The sequence below is a fragment of the Arthrobacter sp. NPDC056727 genome, from assembly GCF_042790555.1.
In the GTDB taxonomy this organism is placed as follows: Bacteria; Actinomycetota; Actinomycetes; order Actinomycetales; family Micrococcaceae; genus Arthrobacter.
Genome location: NZ_JBHTZA010000021.1, coordinates 30,976 through 48,729, shown reverse-complemented (window position 1 = coordinate 48,729; position 17,754 = coordinate 30,976). Strand labels below are relative to the sequence as shown.

The window sequence follows — 17,754 nt, the reverse complement described above, 5'->3', positions numbered from 1 at the left end:
TCTTCTTGTCATTCGTGTTGTTTGTGTTGTTTTGTTAGGAGAACAAATTGTCTGTTGAGGTATCCACCCCGAGCCTGATCCCGACGCTGGGCGGCCATCTGTACACCGATCCGGCGATCTTCCGGGCCGAGCAGGAGCGCATTTTCGAGCAGATGTGGTTCTGCGCGATCCGCTCCTCGGACCTGGACAAGCCCGGGGCATGGCAGACGGTGCAGATCGGCCGCGAAAGCGTGCTGATCTCGCGGACCCGCAAGGGCGAGATCCGCGCCTTCTACAACGTCTGCCGGCACCGCGGCGTGAAGCTGTGCATGGAGGAAAAGGGCGAAGCCGCCCGCAACTTCCAGTGCCCGTACCACGCCTGGACCTATGACTTCGAGGGCAAGCTGATCGCCGCCCCGAACCTGACCAAGATGCCGGACATCGACCGCGACGAGTACGGCCTGTCCAAGGTCCACATCCGCGAATACCTGGGCTACGTGTGGGTCTGCCTGGCCGAGGAGCCGCCGTCCTTCGAAGAAGAAGTGATGGGCGCGATCGAGGAACGCCTGGGCAACGTGCACGCCATTGACGGCTACGACGTGGCCAACCTGTCCGTGGGCCGCCGCATCCGCTACGACGTCAAGGCCAACTGGAAGCTCATCATTGAGAACTTCATGGAGTGCTACCACTGCGCCACCATCCACCCGGAGCTGACCGAGGTCCTGCCGGAGTTCGCTGACGGCCTGGCCGCACAGTACTTCGTGGGCCACGGCGCCGAGTTCGGTGAGGACATCAAGGGCTTCACCGTCGACGGCTCCGAGGGCCTGGACCTGATCCCGGGCGTGGCCGAGGACCAGGACCGCCGCTACTACGCGATCACCATCAAGCCGACCGTGTTCGTGAACCTGGTCCCCGACCACGTGATCATCCACCGCATGTTCCCGATGTCCGCAGACCACACCATCGTCGAATGCGACTGGCTGTACCTGCCCTCCGTGGTGGAGTCCGGCAAGGACGTCAGTGCCTCCGTGGAGCTGTTCCACCGCGTGAACATGCAGGACTTCGACGCGTGCGAACGCTGCCAGCCGGGCATGGCCTCCAAGTCCTACGCGAAGGGCGGCGTGCTCGTCCCCAGCGAACACCACATCGGTGCATTCCACGACTGGGTCCAGGAAAAGGTGGGCGACGTCCCGCTGTCCGGAGAAGCCCTGCTGGGCCTCACCGCGGACACCCCGCCGCTGGAGGAACGGGCTGAGACCCTGCAGCGCAAAGAGACCGCAACCCCGGCCTCCTAAAGCCCTAGCCTGATGGCTGAGCCTGCCGAAACCACGGTTTCGGCAGGCTCAGCCATTTAAGCGGCTGCCGTCACCGGTGGGTGTAGCCCATCTTTCCGCTGATGACCAGGCCGGCTTCCTTGAGGCCCTCGATCAGCCCTGGCGTGTTTTCCGGGTCGAAGCGGAAGGCGGGGCCGGAGATGCTGACGGACCCGATAACCGTCCCGAAGTGGTTGTAGATGGGCACCGCAATGGCGGTCAGGCCGATCTCGAATTCCTCGTGCACGACGGCGTAGCCGTCGTGGGAAACGTCGAGGAGCTGCTTCTCCAGGGTGTCCCGGTCCGTAATGGTCCGCGGCGTGCGGGCCGGCAGGCCCGTGGCGTCGAGGATCCGGGACCGTTCCTCCACCGGCAACGCTGCCAGCAGCACCTTGCCGCTGGAGGTGGCATGGAGTGGCGTGAGGCTGCCCACCCAGTCGGAGGTGGCAAGCGTGGACGGGCCCATGGCCTGGTCCACGTTCACCGCGAAATTGGAGCGCAGGACGGCGAGGTTGACGGTTTCCTTGTATTGGTCCGCGAGGCTCTCCAGAGTGGGGCGTGCCTCGTGGACCAGGCTCAGCCGGCCGGGAATCGAACTGGCCAGGCGCAGGATGCCAAAGCCCAGCTGGTACTTGCCCCGGTCGTGGTTCTGCCGCACGATCTCCCGGGATACCAGCGATCCCACAAGCCGCGAAACGGTGGACTTGTGGACCCCCATTTCCTCGGCGATTTCACTGACGCCTGCGTGCCCGTCCCGGGCCAGGATCTCCAGGATCTGGAGGGCGCGGTCGACCGACTGGACGCCTCCGCCCTGGGCGTCCGGATCCCTGTCAGTCCGTTGTTCGTCTCTTGCAGCCATCAGCGGTGCTCCCGGTCTGTCGCCGTGACCAGCGGTCAGGCGCTGCGCCGTTCCGCCTGGTTCACACTTCCGATCCTAGACTGAGACTGATCCCGGGCGTCATTTTCCTGAACACAACGTTTGGATCGCGGACACAAATCCTCCAAACGCAGGGAACCCCGCCGCGGCTGTTGCCGTGGCGGGGTTCCTTGGTGTTTGCCGGGTGGCGTTAGCCGATTTTGTTGGCGGCTTCGGCGTCGGAGAGGGGTGCTGCACCGAGGTTGGCGCGGAGCTTGGCGCCGAGTTCGGCGTCAACGTTGGTCCAGTACGCGATGGCGCGTTCCTTGATGTCGGCGCGCTTGACGCCGCCCACGGCACCGGTGATGGTGTCCAGGAAGCGGGCCTTCTCGGCGTCGTTGTAGACCTCGCGGTAGAGGGCACCGGCCTGGACGAAGTCGCCGTCCTCGGCGTGCAGGGAGTGTGCGGCGTGGGTGAGTGCGCCGTCGTTCTCCCAGCCGCCGCCGACAACATCGCTGTCAACAGCAGCGGGGCCGCCGAACGTGTTCGGTGCGTAGACCGGGACGGTGGGGGCGTTGAACAGGTAGCGTCCGGCGCCGTCCTGGCTGTAGTTGTTGACCGTGTTCTTGGGCTGGTTCACGGGGATCTGGGCGTGGTTGGTGCCTACCCGGTAGCGGTGCGCGTCGGCGTAGGAGAAGATGCGGGCCTGGAGCATCTTGTCCGGGGACGCGGCGATGCCGGGCACGAAGTTCGACGGCGCGAAGGTGGCCTGTTCGATCTGCGCGAAGTAGTTCTCCGGGTTGCGGTTCAGTTCCATGGTGCCGACCTTGATCAGCGGGTAATCGCTGTGGGGCCAGACCTTGGTCAGGTCGAACGGGTTGAACCGGTAGGTCTTGGCGTCCTCGTAGGGCATGACCTGGACGTGCAGGTCCCAGGAGGGCAGGTTGCCGGCTTCGATGTTTTCGGACAGGTCGCGGATGTAGAAGTCCGCGTCCGAGCCGGCGAGGGCCTCGGCCTGTTCGCCGGTGATGTTTTTGACGCCCTGGTTGGAGTGGAAGTGGTACTTGACCCAGAACCGCTCACCCTCGGCGTTGATCCACTGGTAGGTGTGCGAGCCGTAGCCCTGCATTTCGCGCCAGGAGGCGGGCAGGCCGCGGTCACCCATCAGCAAGGTGACCTGGTGGGCGGACTCCGGGGACAGGGTCCAGAAGTCCCACTGCATGTCCGCGTCACGCAGGTGCGTGCCCGGCAGGCGCTTCTGGGAGTGGATGAAGTCCGGGAACTTGATGCCGTCGCGGATGAAGAACACCGGGGTGTTGTTGCCCACGAGGTCGTAGTTGCCCTCGGTGGTATAGAACTTCACCGCGAACCCGCGGGGGTCACGCCAGGTGTCGGGGGAGCCGTTCTCGCCCGCGACGGAGGAGAAACGGATCAGCATCTCGGTCTCGACGCCGGGCTGCAGGAACGCGGCCTTGGTGTACTTGGAGATGTCCTCGGTGGCCTTGAACGTGCCGAACGCGCCGCCGCCCTTGGCGTGCACCACGCGCTCCGGGACCCGCTCGCGGTTGAACTGGGCGAGCTTTTCCACCAGGTAGTGGTCCGTGAGGATGATCGCGCCGTCAGCGCCGACAGCCTTCGAATGCGCGTCGGACGTGACCGGGGCACCTGACTGGGTCGTTGAAATGGCAGTCATTGTTCTCCTATTTCCTAATTACTTGTCATTTACGTTTGCAGGAAGCTTGTGCTGGGTCAGCGCGGGTGCCAGCCGTTCCTGGCCCACGTACGCGTTGAGGCTCTTGCCCCGGCTGAAGCCCACCAGGGTTACGCCGGTGTCGGCGGCGAGGTCCGCCGCCAGGCTTGAGGGCGCGCTGACCGCGGCCAGGATCGGGATGCCGGCGAGGGCGGCCTTCTGGACGAGCTCGAATGACGCCCGGCCCGAGACCTGCAGGACGGTTCCGCGCAGCGGCAGGAGCCCTTCGCGCAGCGCCCACCCGATCACCTTGTCCACTGCATTGTGCCGGCCCACATCCTCGCGGAGGCAGAGCAGCTCAGCTGTCCCGCCGTCGTCGATCCTGAACAGCCCGGCCGCGTGGACGCCGCCGGTCTTGTCGAACAATGCCTGCGCTTCGCGCAGCTGTTCGGGCAGCTGCGCGAGCACGTCGACCGGCACACGCAGTTGGTCCTCGTGCACGTCGTGGTTGAGCGTCTTGCGGACGGCCTCGATCGAGGTGCTGCCGCAGATCCCGCAGGAGCTGGAGGTGTAAACGTGCCGGCCGGTGTCCGGCAGGACCAGCCCGGGACGGAACTGCGCCTCGACGACGTTGAAGGTCTGCCGACCGGTTTCGTCCTCGCCGGCGCAGAAGCGGAGCGATACAAGATCCTCCTGGCTGCTGATGATGCCTTCCGAGACGAGGAAGCCGGCCACGAGGTCAAAGTCGTCACCGGGGGTCCGCATCGTCACGGCAAACGACAGGTTTCCGAAGCGGATCTCCAGCGGCTCTTCGGCCGCCAGCACGTCCTCGCGCAGCCGCACAGGGAATTCCAGAGCTGCCTCGGAGCCGTCCAGCAGGTAGCGGTGCACCTTCCGGCGCTGGGTCATGCGTGCCACGGCCTAGTTCTCCCAGTCCAAGTTGTTCCCCCAGTCCAAATTGTTTCCCCAGGCCAAGTCGCCGGGAAGCGACGGCTGCAGCGCCGGGCGCCAGGGGAGGGCAAATGCCGGAACCGGCTCACCCGGCTGGGCGCCGCGGGACGGAACCGCCATGACGCCGTCGGCGCTGGCCAGTCCGCGCATCATTCCGGGGCCGGTGAATTGGACGGGATCCGCCATGCCGTTGACCCAGCGGAACGGGATGAGCCGGGTGGGCGCCCGGTGGGCGTCGACGCTTGCGCCGCACAGCACCCGGCTGACGCCGGGCAGCGGCTGGTGGCCAAGGGCGGCCAGCAGCGGGCCGCCGACGGTGAAGAGGGCCATCAGGGCGGCGAGCGGGTTGCCGGGAAGTCCGACGACGAGCCGGCCGTTGGGCAGTTTGCCCAGGGCTACGGGGTGGCCGGGCCGCATAGCGATCCCGTCGATGAGGAGCCGGCCGCCGAGCGCTGCCACGGCATCGCGGAAATGGTCCGCGCCCGAGCGCCCTGTGCCGCCGGTGGTCACGATGACGTCGGGCCATTGGCCCATCGGCGCTTCGGAGGCGCCGAGCGCCGTGAGCCATTCCTCGTAGGAGTCCCCGATCCGGACCAGTGGCCCCGGGACACCTCCCAGCATCTGGATGACGGTGCTGAGCTGGGGCCCGAAGGCGTCCCTGACCTGTCCCGGCGCGGGGATCCTTGCCGTGACCACCTCCGAGCCGGTCACCAGTATTTTGACCAGTGGCTTGCCGCGGACCACCAGCTGGTCGAAGCCGGCGACGGCGGCCAGGGCGATATGCGCGGGGTTCAGGGCCGTCCCGGCGGGGATCAGGACCTCGCCGGCGGCCGCTTCCTCGCCGGACCTGCGGATGTGCTGGCCCGGGCGCGGCTCGCCGGGGGACGCGCCGTCGCCCAGCATCAGCACGGCCTGGTTGGCTGCGTTGGTGGCAAGGCGTCCGTTCTCGACCCGGAGCACCGCCTGGGTGCCGGGAGGGATGACGCCGCCGGTGACCACCGGGCTGGCCTCTCCGCTGCGGAGCGGCTGTCCCGGTTCCGTCAACGTCCAGGGGCCCTCGCCATTGACCGTCCAGCCGTCCATGGCGGAGGAGGCATAGTGGGGCAGTTCCTGGAGTGCGGCGACGTCGGCCGCCAGGGTTCGCCCGTTCGCCTCCGCCAACGGGACACGCTCCGGTCCGAGGGGGCCGGCGCAGTCGAAGGCAAGACGGCGTGCTTCCGCCCAGGTGTGCTCTCCGTGAGTGTCCCGCCCGGCGGCCGTGCCCGGCCTCTCGATGGTCTGAAGGGCTGGAGCTGTCACTGGTGGTTACCTCGTTGGTGAAGTGGCTTTGCTGAAAGGGCGGCCGCCTGGAGCTGGCGTGAGCTGCGTTCCGCAGCGGGAATGCCCGGCGCTGTTCGTTTCCCGAAAGCGGTGCTTCGGCGCTTACCTCCCCAGGTATTTCAGGCCTCCGAAACACCGTTTACGGGAAACGAAACTGGCTTTATGCCCTTGACGATGCGGGCTTGGGCTCCGCACCATCAGCGGCCGCCCTGATATTCCAAATATATCTCAAAGATATATCAGAGCGGAAGGGGTGGCGGCATCTGATTTTCCACTGCCCCTGATTTGCCTAGGCAGCCTCAACCGTGACGATGTCGCCGTTCTCGCGGCAGAACATGCGGCGGCCGCCCCCGAAGGCGCGGACCAGCCACAGGATGCCGCCATCCGCCGTCAGGTCGTCGATCCAGCCGGTGTGACGGACCGAGTACTGCTCCAGCACCGTGACGAAATCACCCGGGATCAGCGCGGTCCAGTCCGCCACCACCTTGGTGCCCGCAGGCGCCGGCGCGGTACTGGGTGCGGACAGTGCCGCGGTCACGGCGTGAGGAGCGGTGTCCGGGCGTGGAGCTGGCTCCGTGCCGCCTCGACGGTGTGGAGCAGCAGCAATGCGGTGGTGACCGAGCCGACACCGCCGGGGACCGGCGTCAGCGCGGCGGCGACCGTACTGACACTGGCTTCGTCGACGTCGCCGACGAGTGAGCCGTCATCGAGCACATTCGTTCCCACATCGATGACCACTGAATGTTCCGAAACGTCCGTGCCGGTGAGCAGTCCGGTGCGGCCTGCGGCAACCACCACGACGTCGGCCGCCCTGGTGTATTTGCCGAGGGGGCCGGACCTCGAGTGGCAGACGGTTGTGGTGGCGTCCTTCTGCAGCAGCAGCAGGGACAGCGGCTTGCCAACCACTGTCGATCGGCCCACCACCACCACGTTGCGGCCGGCCACCGGGATTTCGAAGTGGTCCAGGATTTCCACCACGGCGCGTGCCGTGGCCGGGGCGAAGGCACGTTCCCCGACGGCCAGAAGCCCCAGGCTCAGCGGGTTCGCGCCGTCGATGTCCTTTTCCGGGGAAATGTACTTGACCAGCTCCTGGGTCCTGACGCCCTGGGGCAGGGGGGTCTGCAGGATGATGCCGTTGACGGAAGGCTCCGCGCTGAGGTCCTTCAAGACCGTGATGAGCACCTGTTCGGTCGCGTCGTGGCCGACGTCGATGATTCTGCAGTTGATGCCCGCGGCCTCCGCGGCGCGCTCGATGGAGCGCACGTACCAGTGCGTGGAGCTGTCCTCCGTCGCAACCACGACGGCGAGGGTTGGGCTGGTGCCCTCCTCGGCCAGGGCTTTGGCTTCGGTCTCGGCCTGCTGCTGGATCAGTTTGGCGAGCGGCTTGCCGGAGAGCACAGTTGCCGTCATCGGAGGATCCTTTCCCGTACCTGGCGTGAGAGCGAGTCTGCCGCCAGCACCACTTTTTCTTCGAGTCCGTCAGTCTGTTCGGCCAGTGCAGCGCGTGCCTGGGCGTCTTTGATGGCGACGACGTTGATGTCGATGTTGACCCGGGCGGTGGTCGCCGCTGCCCTGGCCGCATCGGCTGCCGCCGCAATGTCGCTGATGACATTCGGGTTGGCTATATCGAGAAGTTCGGCGGCGAGGTCCACGACGGCGCCCGACAGCCTGATCAGCCTGGCCGGCGGCTCGGCGGCCTGGCCAAGCGCGGCGTCGATGGCGGCGGCCCTCGCTTCACGCTCAGGGTCGCTTTCGGAAGGCAGCTTGTAGGAAGCGATCACGGCCTTGAAGGCGGCTTCGTCGGCGTCGGCCAGGCCGAGGGTCTCGCCGATAAGCTGGTCGGCGGCGGCAATGATTCTGGACGTCGTCTCTGCGTGCTGCTCATACTTGCCGCCGGTGCTGAATCTTGCCACCATCGCCACCAGGGCCGCGCCCTGGGCGGCGTGGAGCGCGGCGGCGGCCCCGCCACCGGGGGTGGGCTGCCGGGCGGCAAGCCTGCCGAGGTAGTCATTAATTGTTTCTGAACCGATCATTTGTCCATTCCTGGGCTTGGTAGAGGCTGGGGCCTGGTAGATGCGCGGAAAGGGGGCTGCGCGCAGCCCGGCTCCCGTTGCGAGGATGAGCCGGGCTGCGCGCCCCCCGGAGGGCCCTGCGGGCTGTTTAGCCGCGGAGCCTGGTCATTTTCGGGTCGTACAGGGGTTCTTCGGTCACGGTCGCGGTGATGCGGCGCCCGAAATACTCGATCTCCACCGAGTCACCCACGGATACATCACCCGGCAGGCAGGAGTAGGCGATGGGCTTGGCCACGGTGTAGCCGTAGGCGGCGCTGGTGACGTAGCCGACGGCCTGTTCTTTGTAGAAGACGGGTTCCTTGCCGAGGACGATGGACCGGCCGTCGTCGATGGTGAGGCAGCGCAGCCGGCGGGCCGAGCCTTCTTCGGTGCGGCCTTCGAGTGCGCCCTTGCCGATAAAGCTTTCCTTGGACATTTTCACGGCGAAGCCGAGGCCGGCTTCGAAGGGGTCGTGTTCGGTGGTCATGTCGGTGCCCCAGGAGCGGTAGCCCTTTTCGAGCCGCAGCGAGCTGAATGCTGCCCGGCCTGCCGCGATCACCCCAAGGGGCTGTCCTGCCTGCCAGAGCGCATCCCACAGACGCTGTCCGTTATCGGCGCTGGTGTACAGCTCCCAGCCGAGTTCGCCGACGTAGGACAGCCGCATGGCCGTGACGGGGATGCCGCCGATGACGACGTTCTTGGCGCGGAAGTATTTCAGGCCGTCGTTGCTGAGGTCGTCGTCGCTGACTTTGCCGACCAGGTCGCGGGCCAGCGGACCCCAGAGGCCGATGCAGCAGGTGCCGCCGGTGGTGTCGCGCACCTGGACCCAGTCAGTAGCGGATCCGCTCTGGGTCTGGTGCCGCGCCGCCCTCTCGAAATAGGCGGTGTCGATGCTGCCGTTGGCTCCGAGCTGGAAGGTGTCCTCGCCCAGGCGGGCCACGGTGATGTCGCTGCGGACGCCGCCGGCGTGGTCCAGCAGCAGCGTGTAGGTGACCGCGCCGGGCTTCTTGTCCAGGTCCGCCGTCGTGAGTTCCTGCAGGAGCTTGAGCGCTCCCGGGCCGGAGACCTCAAGGCGCTTGAGCGGCGTCATATCGTACATGGCCACGGCGGTGCGGGTCTTCCACGCTTCAGCGGCCGCGATCGGCGAGCTGAACATGTTGGACCAGGCGTCCCGGGCCGGCGGCAGCCAATCGGCCGGCATCTCTTTCAGGAGGGCAGCGTTGGATTCGAACCAGTAGGGCCGTTCCCAGCCGCCGGACTCCAGGAAGTACGCACCGAGTTCCTTGTGCCGGGCGTGGAACGGGCTGACGCGCAGGTTGCGCGGGGAGAGCTTGGGCTGGAGGGGGTGCAGGACGTCGTAGATTTCTACGAAGTTCTGCTGCGAGGTTTCGCTGACGTATTCGGGGGTGAGCTGGACGTCTTCGAAGCGGGTGATGTCGCACTCGCCCAGATCGGTTTCGGACTTGCCCGTGGTCAGCAGTTCGGCCATGGCCTTGGCGACGCCTGCGGAGTGCGTGACCCAGACGGCCTCGGCGACGTAGAAGCCGTCGAGTTCCTTGGACTCGCCAAGGAGGGGTCCGCCGTCGGGGGTGAAGGAGAAGATGCCGTTGAAGCCATCCTCGATTTCGCTTTCCGCCAGTGCGGGCAGGAGCTGCTTGGTGGCCTCCCAGGCCGGCAGGAAGTCCTCGAGGGTGAAGTCCAGGCGGGAGGGCATGTTGTGTTCGCTGACGCTCTCGGGGGCGTAGGTGCCGAGGGTGTCGACGTCGACGGGCATGGGGCGGTGGGCGTAGGAGCCGATGCCGTAGCGGTCGCCGTGTTCGCGGTAGTAGAGGTCCTGGTCCTGGTGGCGCAGGATCGGCAGCTGGGCCCCGTTGGGAAGCTGGTTCTTGCCCTTCTGGGCCGGAACGGGGGTGGTCTTCACGTACTGGTGGGCCAGCGGGAGCAGCGGAACGGACATGCCGATCATCGCGCCGATCTTCGCGCCCCAGAACCCGGCGCAGGAGATGACGATGTCGGCCGGGATCACGCCGTCGGCCGTCTGCACGCCGGTGACCCGCCGTCCGGACTGCTCAATGCCCGTCACGGTGGTGGAGCCGCGGTACTTGACCCCGGCTGCCTCGGTGCGTTTGATCAGCAGCTGCACGGCACGCGCCGCGAGTGCCAGGCCATCGCTGGGGACGTGCAGGCCGCCCAGGATGTTCTCCTCGTCCAGGAGCGGGTAGAGCTCTTTGCATTCTTCACGCGAGAGGATCTTGCCTTCGATGCCCCACGAGGATGCGTAGCCCAGCTTGCGCTTGAGGTCCGCGAGGCGGGTTTCGGTGGTGGCAACTTCAAGGCCGCCCACCTGGTTGAAGCAGCTGACGCCGTCCTCGGTCAGGGACAGCAGCTTTTCCACGGTGTACTTGGCGAAGGATGCCATGGTCTTGGACGGGTTGGTCTGGAAGACCAGGCCCGGCGCGTGCGAAGTGGAGCCGCCGGGCATGTTCAGCGGCCCCTGGTCCAGGACCGTGATGTTGTTCCAGCCGCGGGCGACCAGCTCGTCGGCCAGATTGGTGCCGACGATCCCGGCTCCGATGATGACAATACGTGGCGTGGATGCCATGTGGGTTTTCTCCTGCAGATGTGGGTAGGGGGGCTGCTGCGGCCTGTGGATGGCTGCTTTAGCGGAAGACGATGGTGCTGGACTGGTCGATCAGCACGCGGTGCTCGCAGTGCCAGCGGACGGCGCGGGCCAGTGCCAGGGCCTCTGCGTCCTGCCCGATGGTGGACAGGGTGGTCGGTCCGAAGCTGTGGTCGACGCGGATGACTTCCTGCTCGATGATCGGGCCCTCGTCAAGGTCGGCGGTGACGTAGTGGGCGGTGGCGCCCACCAGCTTGACGCCGCGGTCGTAGGCCTGGTGGTAGGGGCGCGCTCCCTTGAATCCCGGCAGGAAGGAGTGGTGGATGTTGATGGCCCGGCCCTCGAGGGAGCGGCACAGGTCATCGGAGAGCACCTGCATGTACCGGGCCAGGACGACCAGGTCGATGTCGTACTCATCCACGAGCTCGAGCAGGCGCCGCTCGGCATCCTGCTTGGTTTCCGGCGTTACGGGGATGTGCACGAACGGAAGGCCGGCGGCCTCGGCCATGGCCTGGTGCGTTTCGTGGTTGGACACCACCAGGGCCAGGTCGCCGCCCAGGCTGCCGCCCCGCCAGCGGAAAATCAGGTCGTTGAGGCAGTGCCCGAACTTGGACACCATCACCAGAACGCGCTGCTTGGTCTCGTCGTGGACGCCGAACTTCATGTCGAAGCGCTCCGCGATGGGCCGGAACTCCTCTTCGAGCTTCTGAAGGTCGTAACCAGTTGCGCCGGAGAAGGCGGTGCGCAGGTGCAGGGTCTGGCGGAGGCCGTCGTCGAACTGCTGGTGCTCTTCGATGTTGAATCCGCGGTCGAACAGGAACGTGGTTACGGCCTGGACGATGCCGGCGCGCTGGGCACACGACAGTGTGAGCACGAACTTGCCGGTCTTGGTTTCTCCAGCGGCTGCCGTCTGCGGCGCCGGGCTGGGATTTGTGGCTGTATCCACAACGGTCATGTCTAATCTTTCAGATATATGGTTGATAACCTTATTGATATATCAGGGGTGATGGCCAGCGTATACTGGTGTGCGGACGAGGTCAATAGTTGGCCCACGGGAGAGGCGGAGCGGTGGCGTTTGAAGCTTTGGGGGCGACGGAGGCCGGCGGTTCGAGGTCGTTGGCCGATGTGGCCTACGAACGGATCCGCGACGGCCTGCTGACCCTGGAGATCCGGCCCGGTGACCCCCTCTACGACGAGGGGCTCGCCAAGGAACTCGGCGTGGGGCGCACCCCCGTCCGGGAAGCCCTGAAGCGTCTCGAAGTGGACCGGCTGGTGGTGACCTATCCCCGGCGCGGCACGTTCGCAACGCGCGTGGAGGTCACGGACCTCGCGTTCATCTCGGAAATCCGTGCACAACTGGAGCCCCTCGCGGCTTCCCGCGCTGCCCGCGTGGCCACCCCGGCCGCCCGGGACCGCCTCCGCCTCATCGTGGAGGAAGTGAAGGCCTTCGACGTGAACAGTGCATCCGTCGTCGAGACCCTGCGCCTGGACGCCAGGGTGCACCAGGGAATCTACGCTGCCGCGGCGAATCCGCACCTGGAAGACGCCCTGATCCGTTACGACAACCTGGCAACGCGCATTTGGTGCATGGTGCTTGACCGCCTGCCGAACCTTTCCGGGCATGTGCACGAGCACGTCGAGCTGCTTGAGGCGGTGATCGACGGAGACGAGGCCCGGGCGGGGGAGATGGCCCGTGCCCACGTCGACGGCTTTGAGAAGGCCGTGCGGACAGCCCTGTTTGCTGCCTGAGCGGCCCTGTTTGACGCCATAAAAACTGTGCCGTTATGAAAAGTGTCCCCGTCGTTTTCACGACGGGGACACTGCTGTTTTGGGCCCGGGGCTAGTGCGAGAAGTGCTGGGACGCGATAAGCTCCCGCGCCTCCTCTTCCGTGTCCACGCTCGGCATGGAACCCGGCAGCGGGCGGCGGGCGGACTCGGCCAGGAAGTAGATGGCGACCGCGCCAATGATCGACGTGCCCATCAGGTAGTAGGCGGGGGCCATGTCATTGCCTGTTGCCTCGATCAGGCCCTGGATCAGGAACGGCGTCGTCCCGCCGAAAATCGCCACCGAGAAGTTGTAGGCGATGCCCATGCCGCTGTAACGGCTGGACGTGGGGAACAGGGCAGGCAGCGCCGAGGCGAGGTTGGCTACATAGAAGGTCACGGGGAAGGCGACCAGGGACAGCCCCGCCAGGGTGGACCAGATCTCACCGATCCCGATCAGGGTGAATGCAGGCACCCCGAACAGGATGGTGCTTCCGGCGCCGATCCACAGGACCGGACGCCTTCCGATGCGGTCTGAAAGCTTGCCCGTGAGCGGGATGCACAGGGACATCACCACCAGTACCGGAATGGTCAGCAACGTCCCGTGGAGGGGATCGTAGCCCTTGGATTCGGTCAGGTACGTCGGCATGTAGGACGTCAGGGCGTAGCCAACGGTGTTGGCAGCGCCGGCGAGGATCATGGCCAGCACGATCGGACGCCAGTACCTGGTGATGATGCCCACCGGGCCCTTGGCAACAGCTGCATCGCCGGCGGCGGCTTCGACGGCGGCCGACTCCTGCGCGTCCAGGGCCGCCTGGAACTGCGGCGACTCCTCGATCCTGTTCCGGAAGTAGATGGCGATCAGACCCAGCGGGCCGGCCACCAGGAATGGCAGCCTCCAGCCCCAGTCCTCCATCGCGGCTTCGCCGAGGGTGGCCTGGAGGACCGAGACGGTGGCAGCGCCCAGGGCAAAGCCGATGTAAGAGCCCATGTCCAGGAAACTGGCGAAGTAGCCGCGCCGTTTGTCGGGGGCATACTCACACACGAACGTGGTGGCGCCGGCATACTCGCCGCCCGTGGAGAAGCCCTGCACGAGCTTCAGGAGCACCAGCAGCGCGGCGGCCCAGACGCCTATCTGTGCATAGCCGGGCAGGAGGCCGACGGCGAACGTGCTGGCCGCCATCAGCATGAGGGTGGCGGCCAGCACCTTCTGCCGCCCCACCTTGTCGCCGAGCCAGCCGAACACGACGCCGCCGATGGGGCGGGCGATGAAGGTGGCCGCGAACGTGCCGAGCAGGAACAGCGTCTGGACGGTCCTGTCCGCTTCCGGCAGGAACACCGGACCCATGGTGCTGATCAGATAGCCGAACACGCCGACGTCGTACCACTCCATGGTGTTGCCCACGACGGTGCCGCCGAGGGCCCTCTTCAGCATCCGCCGGTCCACGACATTTATGTCGGCGGCCGTGAGCCGCCGGTGGGCCTGTCTATCTGTGCTGCTTTGCACGGTTGTGACATCACCTTTGATTGTCATGAGGGGTTCCTTACTGGGTATTGACGGGGCCCGCGTGCAGCTAGCTGCGGTTCACCCCGCGGACAGGTTCGGCTGGTCCCCGGATTCCAGAGTGAGGAAGGCGCCGTCCAGGACTATGACTTTCTATGTGGGACCGGCAGTGCGGCCGGGCAGTTCAAGGGACCCGGAGCACGTTGTTCGTCAGGCAGTGCGTGAGCACGTGGGATCCTCTCGTGTTCCGCAGTAATCAACAGGGTTCGGTTTATGCAACAGCGTGCGTCAGCTCACAGTCATTGTCAAACACGTGACATCCGCCACCGCGGCTCGTTGGGCAAGCCCATTTGGTGCCACCTGCCCGTTTGGGTAGGCGCAACCGCCCGTTCATGGCATTGCGCCCGGCCGGGACTGCAGGGGACGATGGAAGGCAGCATGTTCGGATGAGATTGGCACCGCAGGGGGCGGCGCTTCGAACGGTCCGAGACCGCTTATATCCCCGCTGTCCGGTTCCGTCATTCCCGGCGACAGCATTTTCCCCAAAGGAGTTCCGTGTCTTCGAATCCGATTCGTGTAGCCATCGTCGGTGTGGGTAACTGTGCCGCTTCGCTGGTTCAGGGTGTCCATTACTACCGGGATGCCGACCCGCAGGCCACGATTCCGGGTCTGATGCATGTGGAGTTCGGCAAGTACCACGTCAACGATGTGCAGTTTGTGGCCGCGTTTGATGTGGACGGCAAGAAGGTCGGTGCCGACCTGGCCGATGCGATTCTTGCGAGTGAGAACAACACGATCAAGCTCGCCGAGGTCCCGCCGACGGGTGTGACGGTGCAGCGCGGGCACACCCTGGACGGCCTGGGCCGGTATTACCTGGAGACCATCGAGCAGTCCACCGAGGAGCCCGTTGACGTTGTCCAGGCTTTGAAGGACGCGCAGGTTGATGTCATGGTCTGCTACCTGCCGGTCGGGTCGCAGGAGGCGGCGGAGTTCTACGCCCAGGCCGCGATCGACGCCGGGGTGGCGTTCGTGAACGCGCTGCCGGTGTTCATTGCCGGCACCAAGGAGTGGGCTGACAAGTTCACGGCCGCGGGTGTGCCGATTGTGGGTGATGACATCAAGAGCCAGATCGGTGCGACGATCACGCACCGGGTGATGGCGAAGCTGTTCGAGGACCGCGGCGTGACGCTGGATCGGACGTACCAGCTGAACGTGGGCGGCAACATGGACTTCAAGAACATGCTGGAGCGTGACCGGCTGGAGTCCAAGAAGATTTCCAAGACCCAGGCCGTGACCTCCAACGTTGAGGCCGAGCTCTCCGCGAAGGACGTGCACATCGGCCCGTCCGATTACGTGCAGTGGCTCGATGACCGCAAGTGGGCGTTCGTCCGCCTGGAGGGCCGGAACTTCGGCGATGCGCCGGTGTCGCTGGAGTACAAGCTGGAGGTGTGGGATTCGCCGAACTCTGCCGGTGTGATCATCGATGCGATCCGTGCGGCGAAGATCGGCCTGGACCGTGGCATCGGCGGTCCGCTGGTCTCGGCGTCGAGCTACTTCATGAAGTCCCCGCCGGAGCAGTTCAACGACGACCTCGCCCGCGAAAAGGTCGAGGCCTTCATCCGCGGCGACCTCGACCGCTAAAAACCCTCCCCGAGGCTCTCTCACTCCCTGCAGGTTTAGGCCGACGCGTCCCCACAGGACGCCTCACGGTGAGGAAGCGTCGGTGATTTTCCTGCAGAACCTGAGGAAGCGTTTGGGGGGCCCAACGCGTCCTCAGCTGTTGTCGCCTTTCCTCCAACGCGTCCTCAGCTCCGGTCGCCTTTCCTCCAACGCGTCCTCAGCTCCGGACAGGGTGCAGAAAAGCCAATGACTTACGCCGCCATGCCTTGTAAGGTCGGGACACCAGCTTCAGGGTGAAGTGCTCAACGGGTACTGAATAAGGAGAGATCATGGCCGTCGACGATGAAATGCAGGTCCTGAATGAGTGGTGCGAGCAGCTGGCGACGGCGTTGCAGATCCCGGATCTCGACGTCGACCAGGAGCTGCTGCTGGATCTCGCGAGGAAGTCCGCGGATTCAGTGATCCATGCCGCGGCACCGGTGACAGCGTTCATGGTGGGATACGTCGCCGGCCACCAGGGAAGCCGCGATAGCGCTGGTTCTGGGGACTTCAGGGATGCGACAGCCCGGGCCGCAGAGGTCGCGTTCGAGCTGTGCAGGAACTGGACAGATAGCAAGGGCAATGGGCCCGGCGGAGCGGCGTCCCATTAGTCAGTCGGTCTCGGGGCCGGAACAGAAAAAGCAGCTCCGGTAGTCGCAGTCATCCAGGGTGCGGTCTTCGTCCGGTTCCATTTCTACCTCTGCCATTGTCGATGCCGATGGTGCCATGAGGGGTGCCTTTCCTAGTTTGGGACGCGCCTGATCTGGGACGCGCTCATCGGTGGGAGAGTTACTGCCATGTCAGCCTCCGATGGCGCTCATGGTGCGGTCCGGCTGGACAAAGTCTTCTGAATCCAGCCCTGTTTGTTCCCTGCCGTGCGCCTTCGGTTTGGCCCACATTGCGTCCTCCCAGCGCCGCGCCAATTCGTCGTCTGACGCGCCGTCCCGGAGGAGGCCCAGGAGGTCGAACTCCTGGTGGGAGAAGAGACAGCTCATGATGGCGCCCTCGGCCGTGATGCGGGTCCGCCGGCAGTCCGAGCAGAACGGCTCCGTGACCGAGGCGATGATTCCCACGGTGCCAAGCACCGGGCCGGTGGTCCCTCCGGTGACCGGGTCCCGGCGCTGGACGCGGAAGCGTTCGGCGGGTGCGCCGTCGCGGTTCCGCGGATCGCGGGACAGTACGAAGCCGGTCTCCAGAAGCTTCCGGATGTCCGCTGCGGTGATCATGTCGCGCCGGGACCAGCCATGGTCGGCGTCGAGCGGCATTTGTTCGATGAACCGCAGCTCATGGCCGCTTTCAAGGGCCCATGCCAGAAGGCCCGGGGCTTCGTCGTCGTTGATGCCACGCATGAGCACGGCGTTGATCTTGGTGGGGCCCAGGCCGGCGGCCGCGGCTGCCTGGACTCCGGCCAGCACCCGGCGCAGGTAGGGGCGCCTGGTGAGTTTGGCGAAGGTCTCTTCGTGCAGGGAATCAAGGGAGATATTCACGCGTGTGAGGCCCGCGTCCTTCAGCGCCTGGGCCTTCCTGTCCAGCCCGACGGCGTTGGTGGTCATGGAGATGGGAAGGCCGGGATGGCGGGCGCGGAGCGCCCTGACGATTTCCACGAGGTCCCCGCGGACCAGTGGTTCGCCACCGGTCAGGCGAAGTTCCCTGACGCCGAGATGCCCGACGCCGATCCCGACGATCCGTACGATCTCTTCGGCGGTCATTACCGCCGGCTTGGGGAGCCACTCCAGGCCCTCCGCAGGCATGCAGTACGTGCAGCGCAGGTTGCACTTGTCCGTCACGGACAGCCTCATGTCGGTGGCCCGCCGGCCAAAACGGTCGAACAGTCCCGCGGGCTGCCCGGCCGGCCGCCGTTGCGGTGCCGGCAGAAGGCCGGTTCTGGGAGTTTCCTTGCGCAAACCAGGCAAGCCCAGCTGGACGGTCATGAGTTTGAGTTTCCCTTTCCGGAGCGGGCGTGTCTTTTGGGGCAGAGCCAGGGTGTGAGAGCGGCCGGATCCCGGTACTACCGGGATCCGGCCGCGCTGTGTTCAGTGCTGTTGTG

Annotated in this window: 15 protein-coding genes; 4 read left to right on the top strand and 11 right to left on the bottom strand. The window is 65.9% G+C overall.

Annotated features, from left to right (window positions below):
• The first annotated feature begins 47 nt into the window (after positions 1–47).
• Entirely contained in the window at positions 48–1,274 is a 1,227-nt protein-coding gene (locus tag ACFRAH_RS18635; protein ID WP_377992392.1) for an aromatic ring-hydroxylating dioxygenase subunit alpha, read from the top strand.
• 70 nt (positions 1,275–1,344) lie between these two features.
• Here ACFRAH_RS18635 and ACFRAH_RS18630 read toward each other — a convergent pair whose 3' ends face one another.
• The 9 genes from ACFRAH_RS18630 to purU form a co-directional block, all read right to left on the bottom strand.
• A complete protein-coding gene (locus tag ACFRAH_RS18630; RefSeq protein WP_377992391.1) occupies positions 1,345–2,151 on the bottom strand; it encodes an IclR family transcriptional regulator in 807 nt (268 codons plus the stop codon).
• A 208-nt stretch (positions 2,152–2,359) separates the two neighbouring features.
• A complete protein-coding gene (locus ACFRAH_RS18625) occupies positions 2,360–3,841 on the bottom strand; it encodes a catalase (protein WP_377992390.1) in 1,482 nt (493 codons plus the stop codon).
• An 18-nt stretch (positions 3,842–3,859) separates the two neighbouring features.
• Positions 3,860–4,756: a formate dehydrogenase accessory sulfurtransferase FdhD gene (gene fdhD, locus ACFRAH_RS18620; RefSeq protein ID WP_377992389.1), complete on the bottom strand. Its 897-nt coding sequence runs from the start codon at positions 4,754–4,756 to the stop codon at positions 3,860–3,862.
• 3 nt (positions 4,757–4,759) lie between these two features.
• Positions 4,760–6,088 (bottom strand): molybdopterin molybdotransferase MoeA, encoded by a 1,329-nt coding sequence (locus ACFRAH_RS18615; RefSeq protein WP_377992388.1) that lies wholly within the window; start codon positions 6,086–6,088, stop codon positions 4,760–4,762.
• A 310-nt stretch (positions 6,089–6,398) separates the two neighbouring features.
• Complete coding sequence (locus tag ACFRAH_RS18610; RefSeq protein ID WP_377992387.1) at positions 6,399–6,647, bottom strand: hypothetical protein; 249 nt, start codon at positions 6,645–6,647, stop codon at positions 6,399–6,401.
• Positions 6,644–7,519, bottom strand: coding sequence for a bifunctional 5,10-methylenetetrahydrofolate dehydrogenase/5,10-methenyltetrahydrofolate cyclohydrolase (locus tag ACFRAH_RS18605; protein WP_377992386.1), 876 nt, complete (start codon positions 7,517–7,519; stop codon positions 6,644–6,646). The genes ACFRAH_RS18610 and ACFRAH_RS18605 overlap by 4 nt, the downstream gene beginning before the upstream one ends.
• Positions 7,516–8,142 carry a cyclodeaminase/cyclohydrolase family protein gene (locus ACFRAH_RS18600; protein ID WP_377992385.1) on the bottom strand — a complete coding sequence of 209 codons (627 nt, stop codon included), beginning with the start codon at positions 8,140–8,142 and terminating at the stop codon, positions 7,516–7,518. The genes ACFRAH_RS18605 and ACFRAH_RS18600 overlap by 4 nt, the downstream gene beginning before the upstream one ends.
• 127 nt (positions 8,143–8,269) lie before the next feature.
• Positions 8,270–10,762, bottom strand: coding sequence for an FAD-dependent oxidoreductase (locus ACFRAH_RS18595; protein ID WP_377992384.1), 2,493 nt, complete (start codon positions 10,760–10,762; stop codon positions 8,270–8,272).
• 58 nt (positions 10,763–10,820) lie between these two features.
• Positions 10,821–11,735, bottom strand: coding sequence for a formyltetrahydrofolate deformylase (gene purU, locus ACFRAH_RS18590; protein WP_377992383.1), 915 nt, complete (start codon positions 11,733–11,735; stop codon positions 10,821–10,823).
• Positions 11,736–11,848: 113 nt separating this feature from the next.
• Between purU and ACFRAH_RS18585 the strand changes: the two genes are divergently transcribed.
• The gene (locus ACFRAH_RS18585) at positions 11,849–12,529 is read left to right on the top strand and encodes a GntR family transcriptional regulator (RefSeq protein ID WP_377992382.1); all 681 of its coding nucleotides are present in this window, start codon (positions 11,849–11,851) and stop codon (positions 12,527–12,529) included.
• Between the two features lie 91 nt (positions 12,530–12,620).
• Here ACFRAH_RS18585 and ACFRAH_RS18580 read toward each other — a convergent pair whose 3' ends face one another.
• Complete coding sequence (locus tag ACFRAH_RS18580) at positions 12,621–14,078, bottom strand: MFS transporter (protein ID WP_377992381.1); 1,458 nt, start codon at positions 14,076–14,078, stop codon at positions 12,621–12,623.
• A 525-nt stretch (positions 14,079–14,603) separates the two neighbouring features.
• Here ACFRAH_RS18580 and ACFRAH_RS18575 point away from each other — a divergent pair.
• Together ACFRAH_RS18575 and ACFRAH_RS18570 are read left to right on the top strand one after the other, a co-directional pair.
• Positions 14,604–15,689 (top strand): inositol-3-phosphate synthase, encoded by a 1,086-nt coding sequence (locus ACFRAH_RS18575; protein WP_377992380.1) that lies wholly within the window; start codon positions 14,604–14,606, stop codon positions 15,687–15,689.
• A gap of 308 nt (positions 15,690–15,997) precedes the next feature.
• On the top strand, positions 15,998–16,318 hold the full coding sequence (locus tag ACFRAH_RS18570) for a DUF6457 domain-containing protein (protein ID WP_377992379.1): 321 nt from the start codon (positions 15,998–16,000) through the stop codon (positions 16,316–16,318).
• A 189-nt stretch (positions 16,319–16,507) separates the two neighbouring features.
• Here the strand turns inward: ACFRAH_RS18570 and moaA are convergent, their stop codons facing one another.
• Positions 16,508–17,638, bottom strand: coding sequence for a GTP 3',8-cyclase MoaA (gene moaA, locus ACFRAH_RS18565; protein WP_377992378.1), 1,131 nt, complete (start codon positions 17,636–17,638; stop codon positions 16,508–16,510).
• Positions 17,639–17,754: the final 116 nt, after the last annotated feature.

Coding starts and splice junctions, on each gene's coding strand:
- ACFRAH_RS18630 (WP_377992391.1), bottom strand. CDS start 2,151: ATGGCTGCAAGAGACGAACAACGGACTGACAGGGATCCGGACGCCCAG.
- moaA (WP_377992378.1), bottom strand. CDS start 17,638: ATGACCGTCCAGCTGGGCTTGCCTGGTTTGCGCAAGGAAACTCCCAGA.
- ACFRAH_RS18600 (WP_377992385.1), bottom strand. CDS start 8,142: ATGATCGGTTCAGAAACAATTAATGACTACCTCGGCAGGCTTGCCGCC.
- ACFRAH_RS18625 (WP_377992390.1), bottom strand. CDS start 3,841: ATGACTGCCATTTCAACGACCCAGTCAGGTGCCCCGGTCACGTCCGAC.
- purU (WP_377992383.1), bottom strand. CDS start 11,735: ATGACCGTTGTGGATACAGCCACAAATCCCAGCCCGGCGCCGCAGACG.
- ACFRAH_RS18570 (WP_377992379.1), top strand. CDS start 15,998: ATGGCCGTCGACGATGAAATGCAGGTCCTGAATGAGTGGTGCGAGCAG.
- ACFRAH_RS18605 (WP_377992386.1), bottom strand. CDS start 7,519: ATGACGGCAACTGTGCTCTCCGGCAAGCCGCTCGCCAAACTGATCCAG.
- ACFRAH_RS18595 (WP_377992384.1), bottom strand. CDS start 10,762: ATGGCATCCACGCCACGTATTGTCATCATCGGAGCCGGGATCGTCGGC.
- ACFRAH_RS18580 (WP_377992381.1), bottom strand. CDS start 14,078: ATGACAATCAAAGGTGATGTCACAACCGTGCAAAGCAGCACAGATAGA.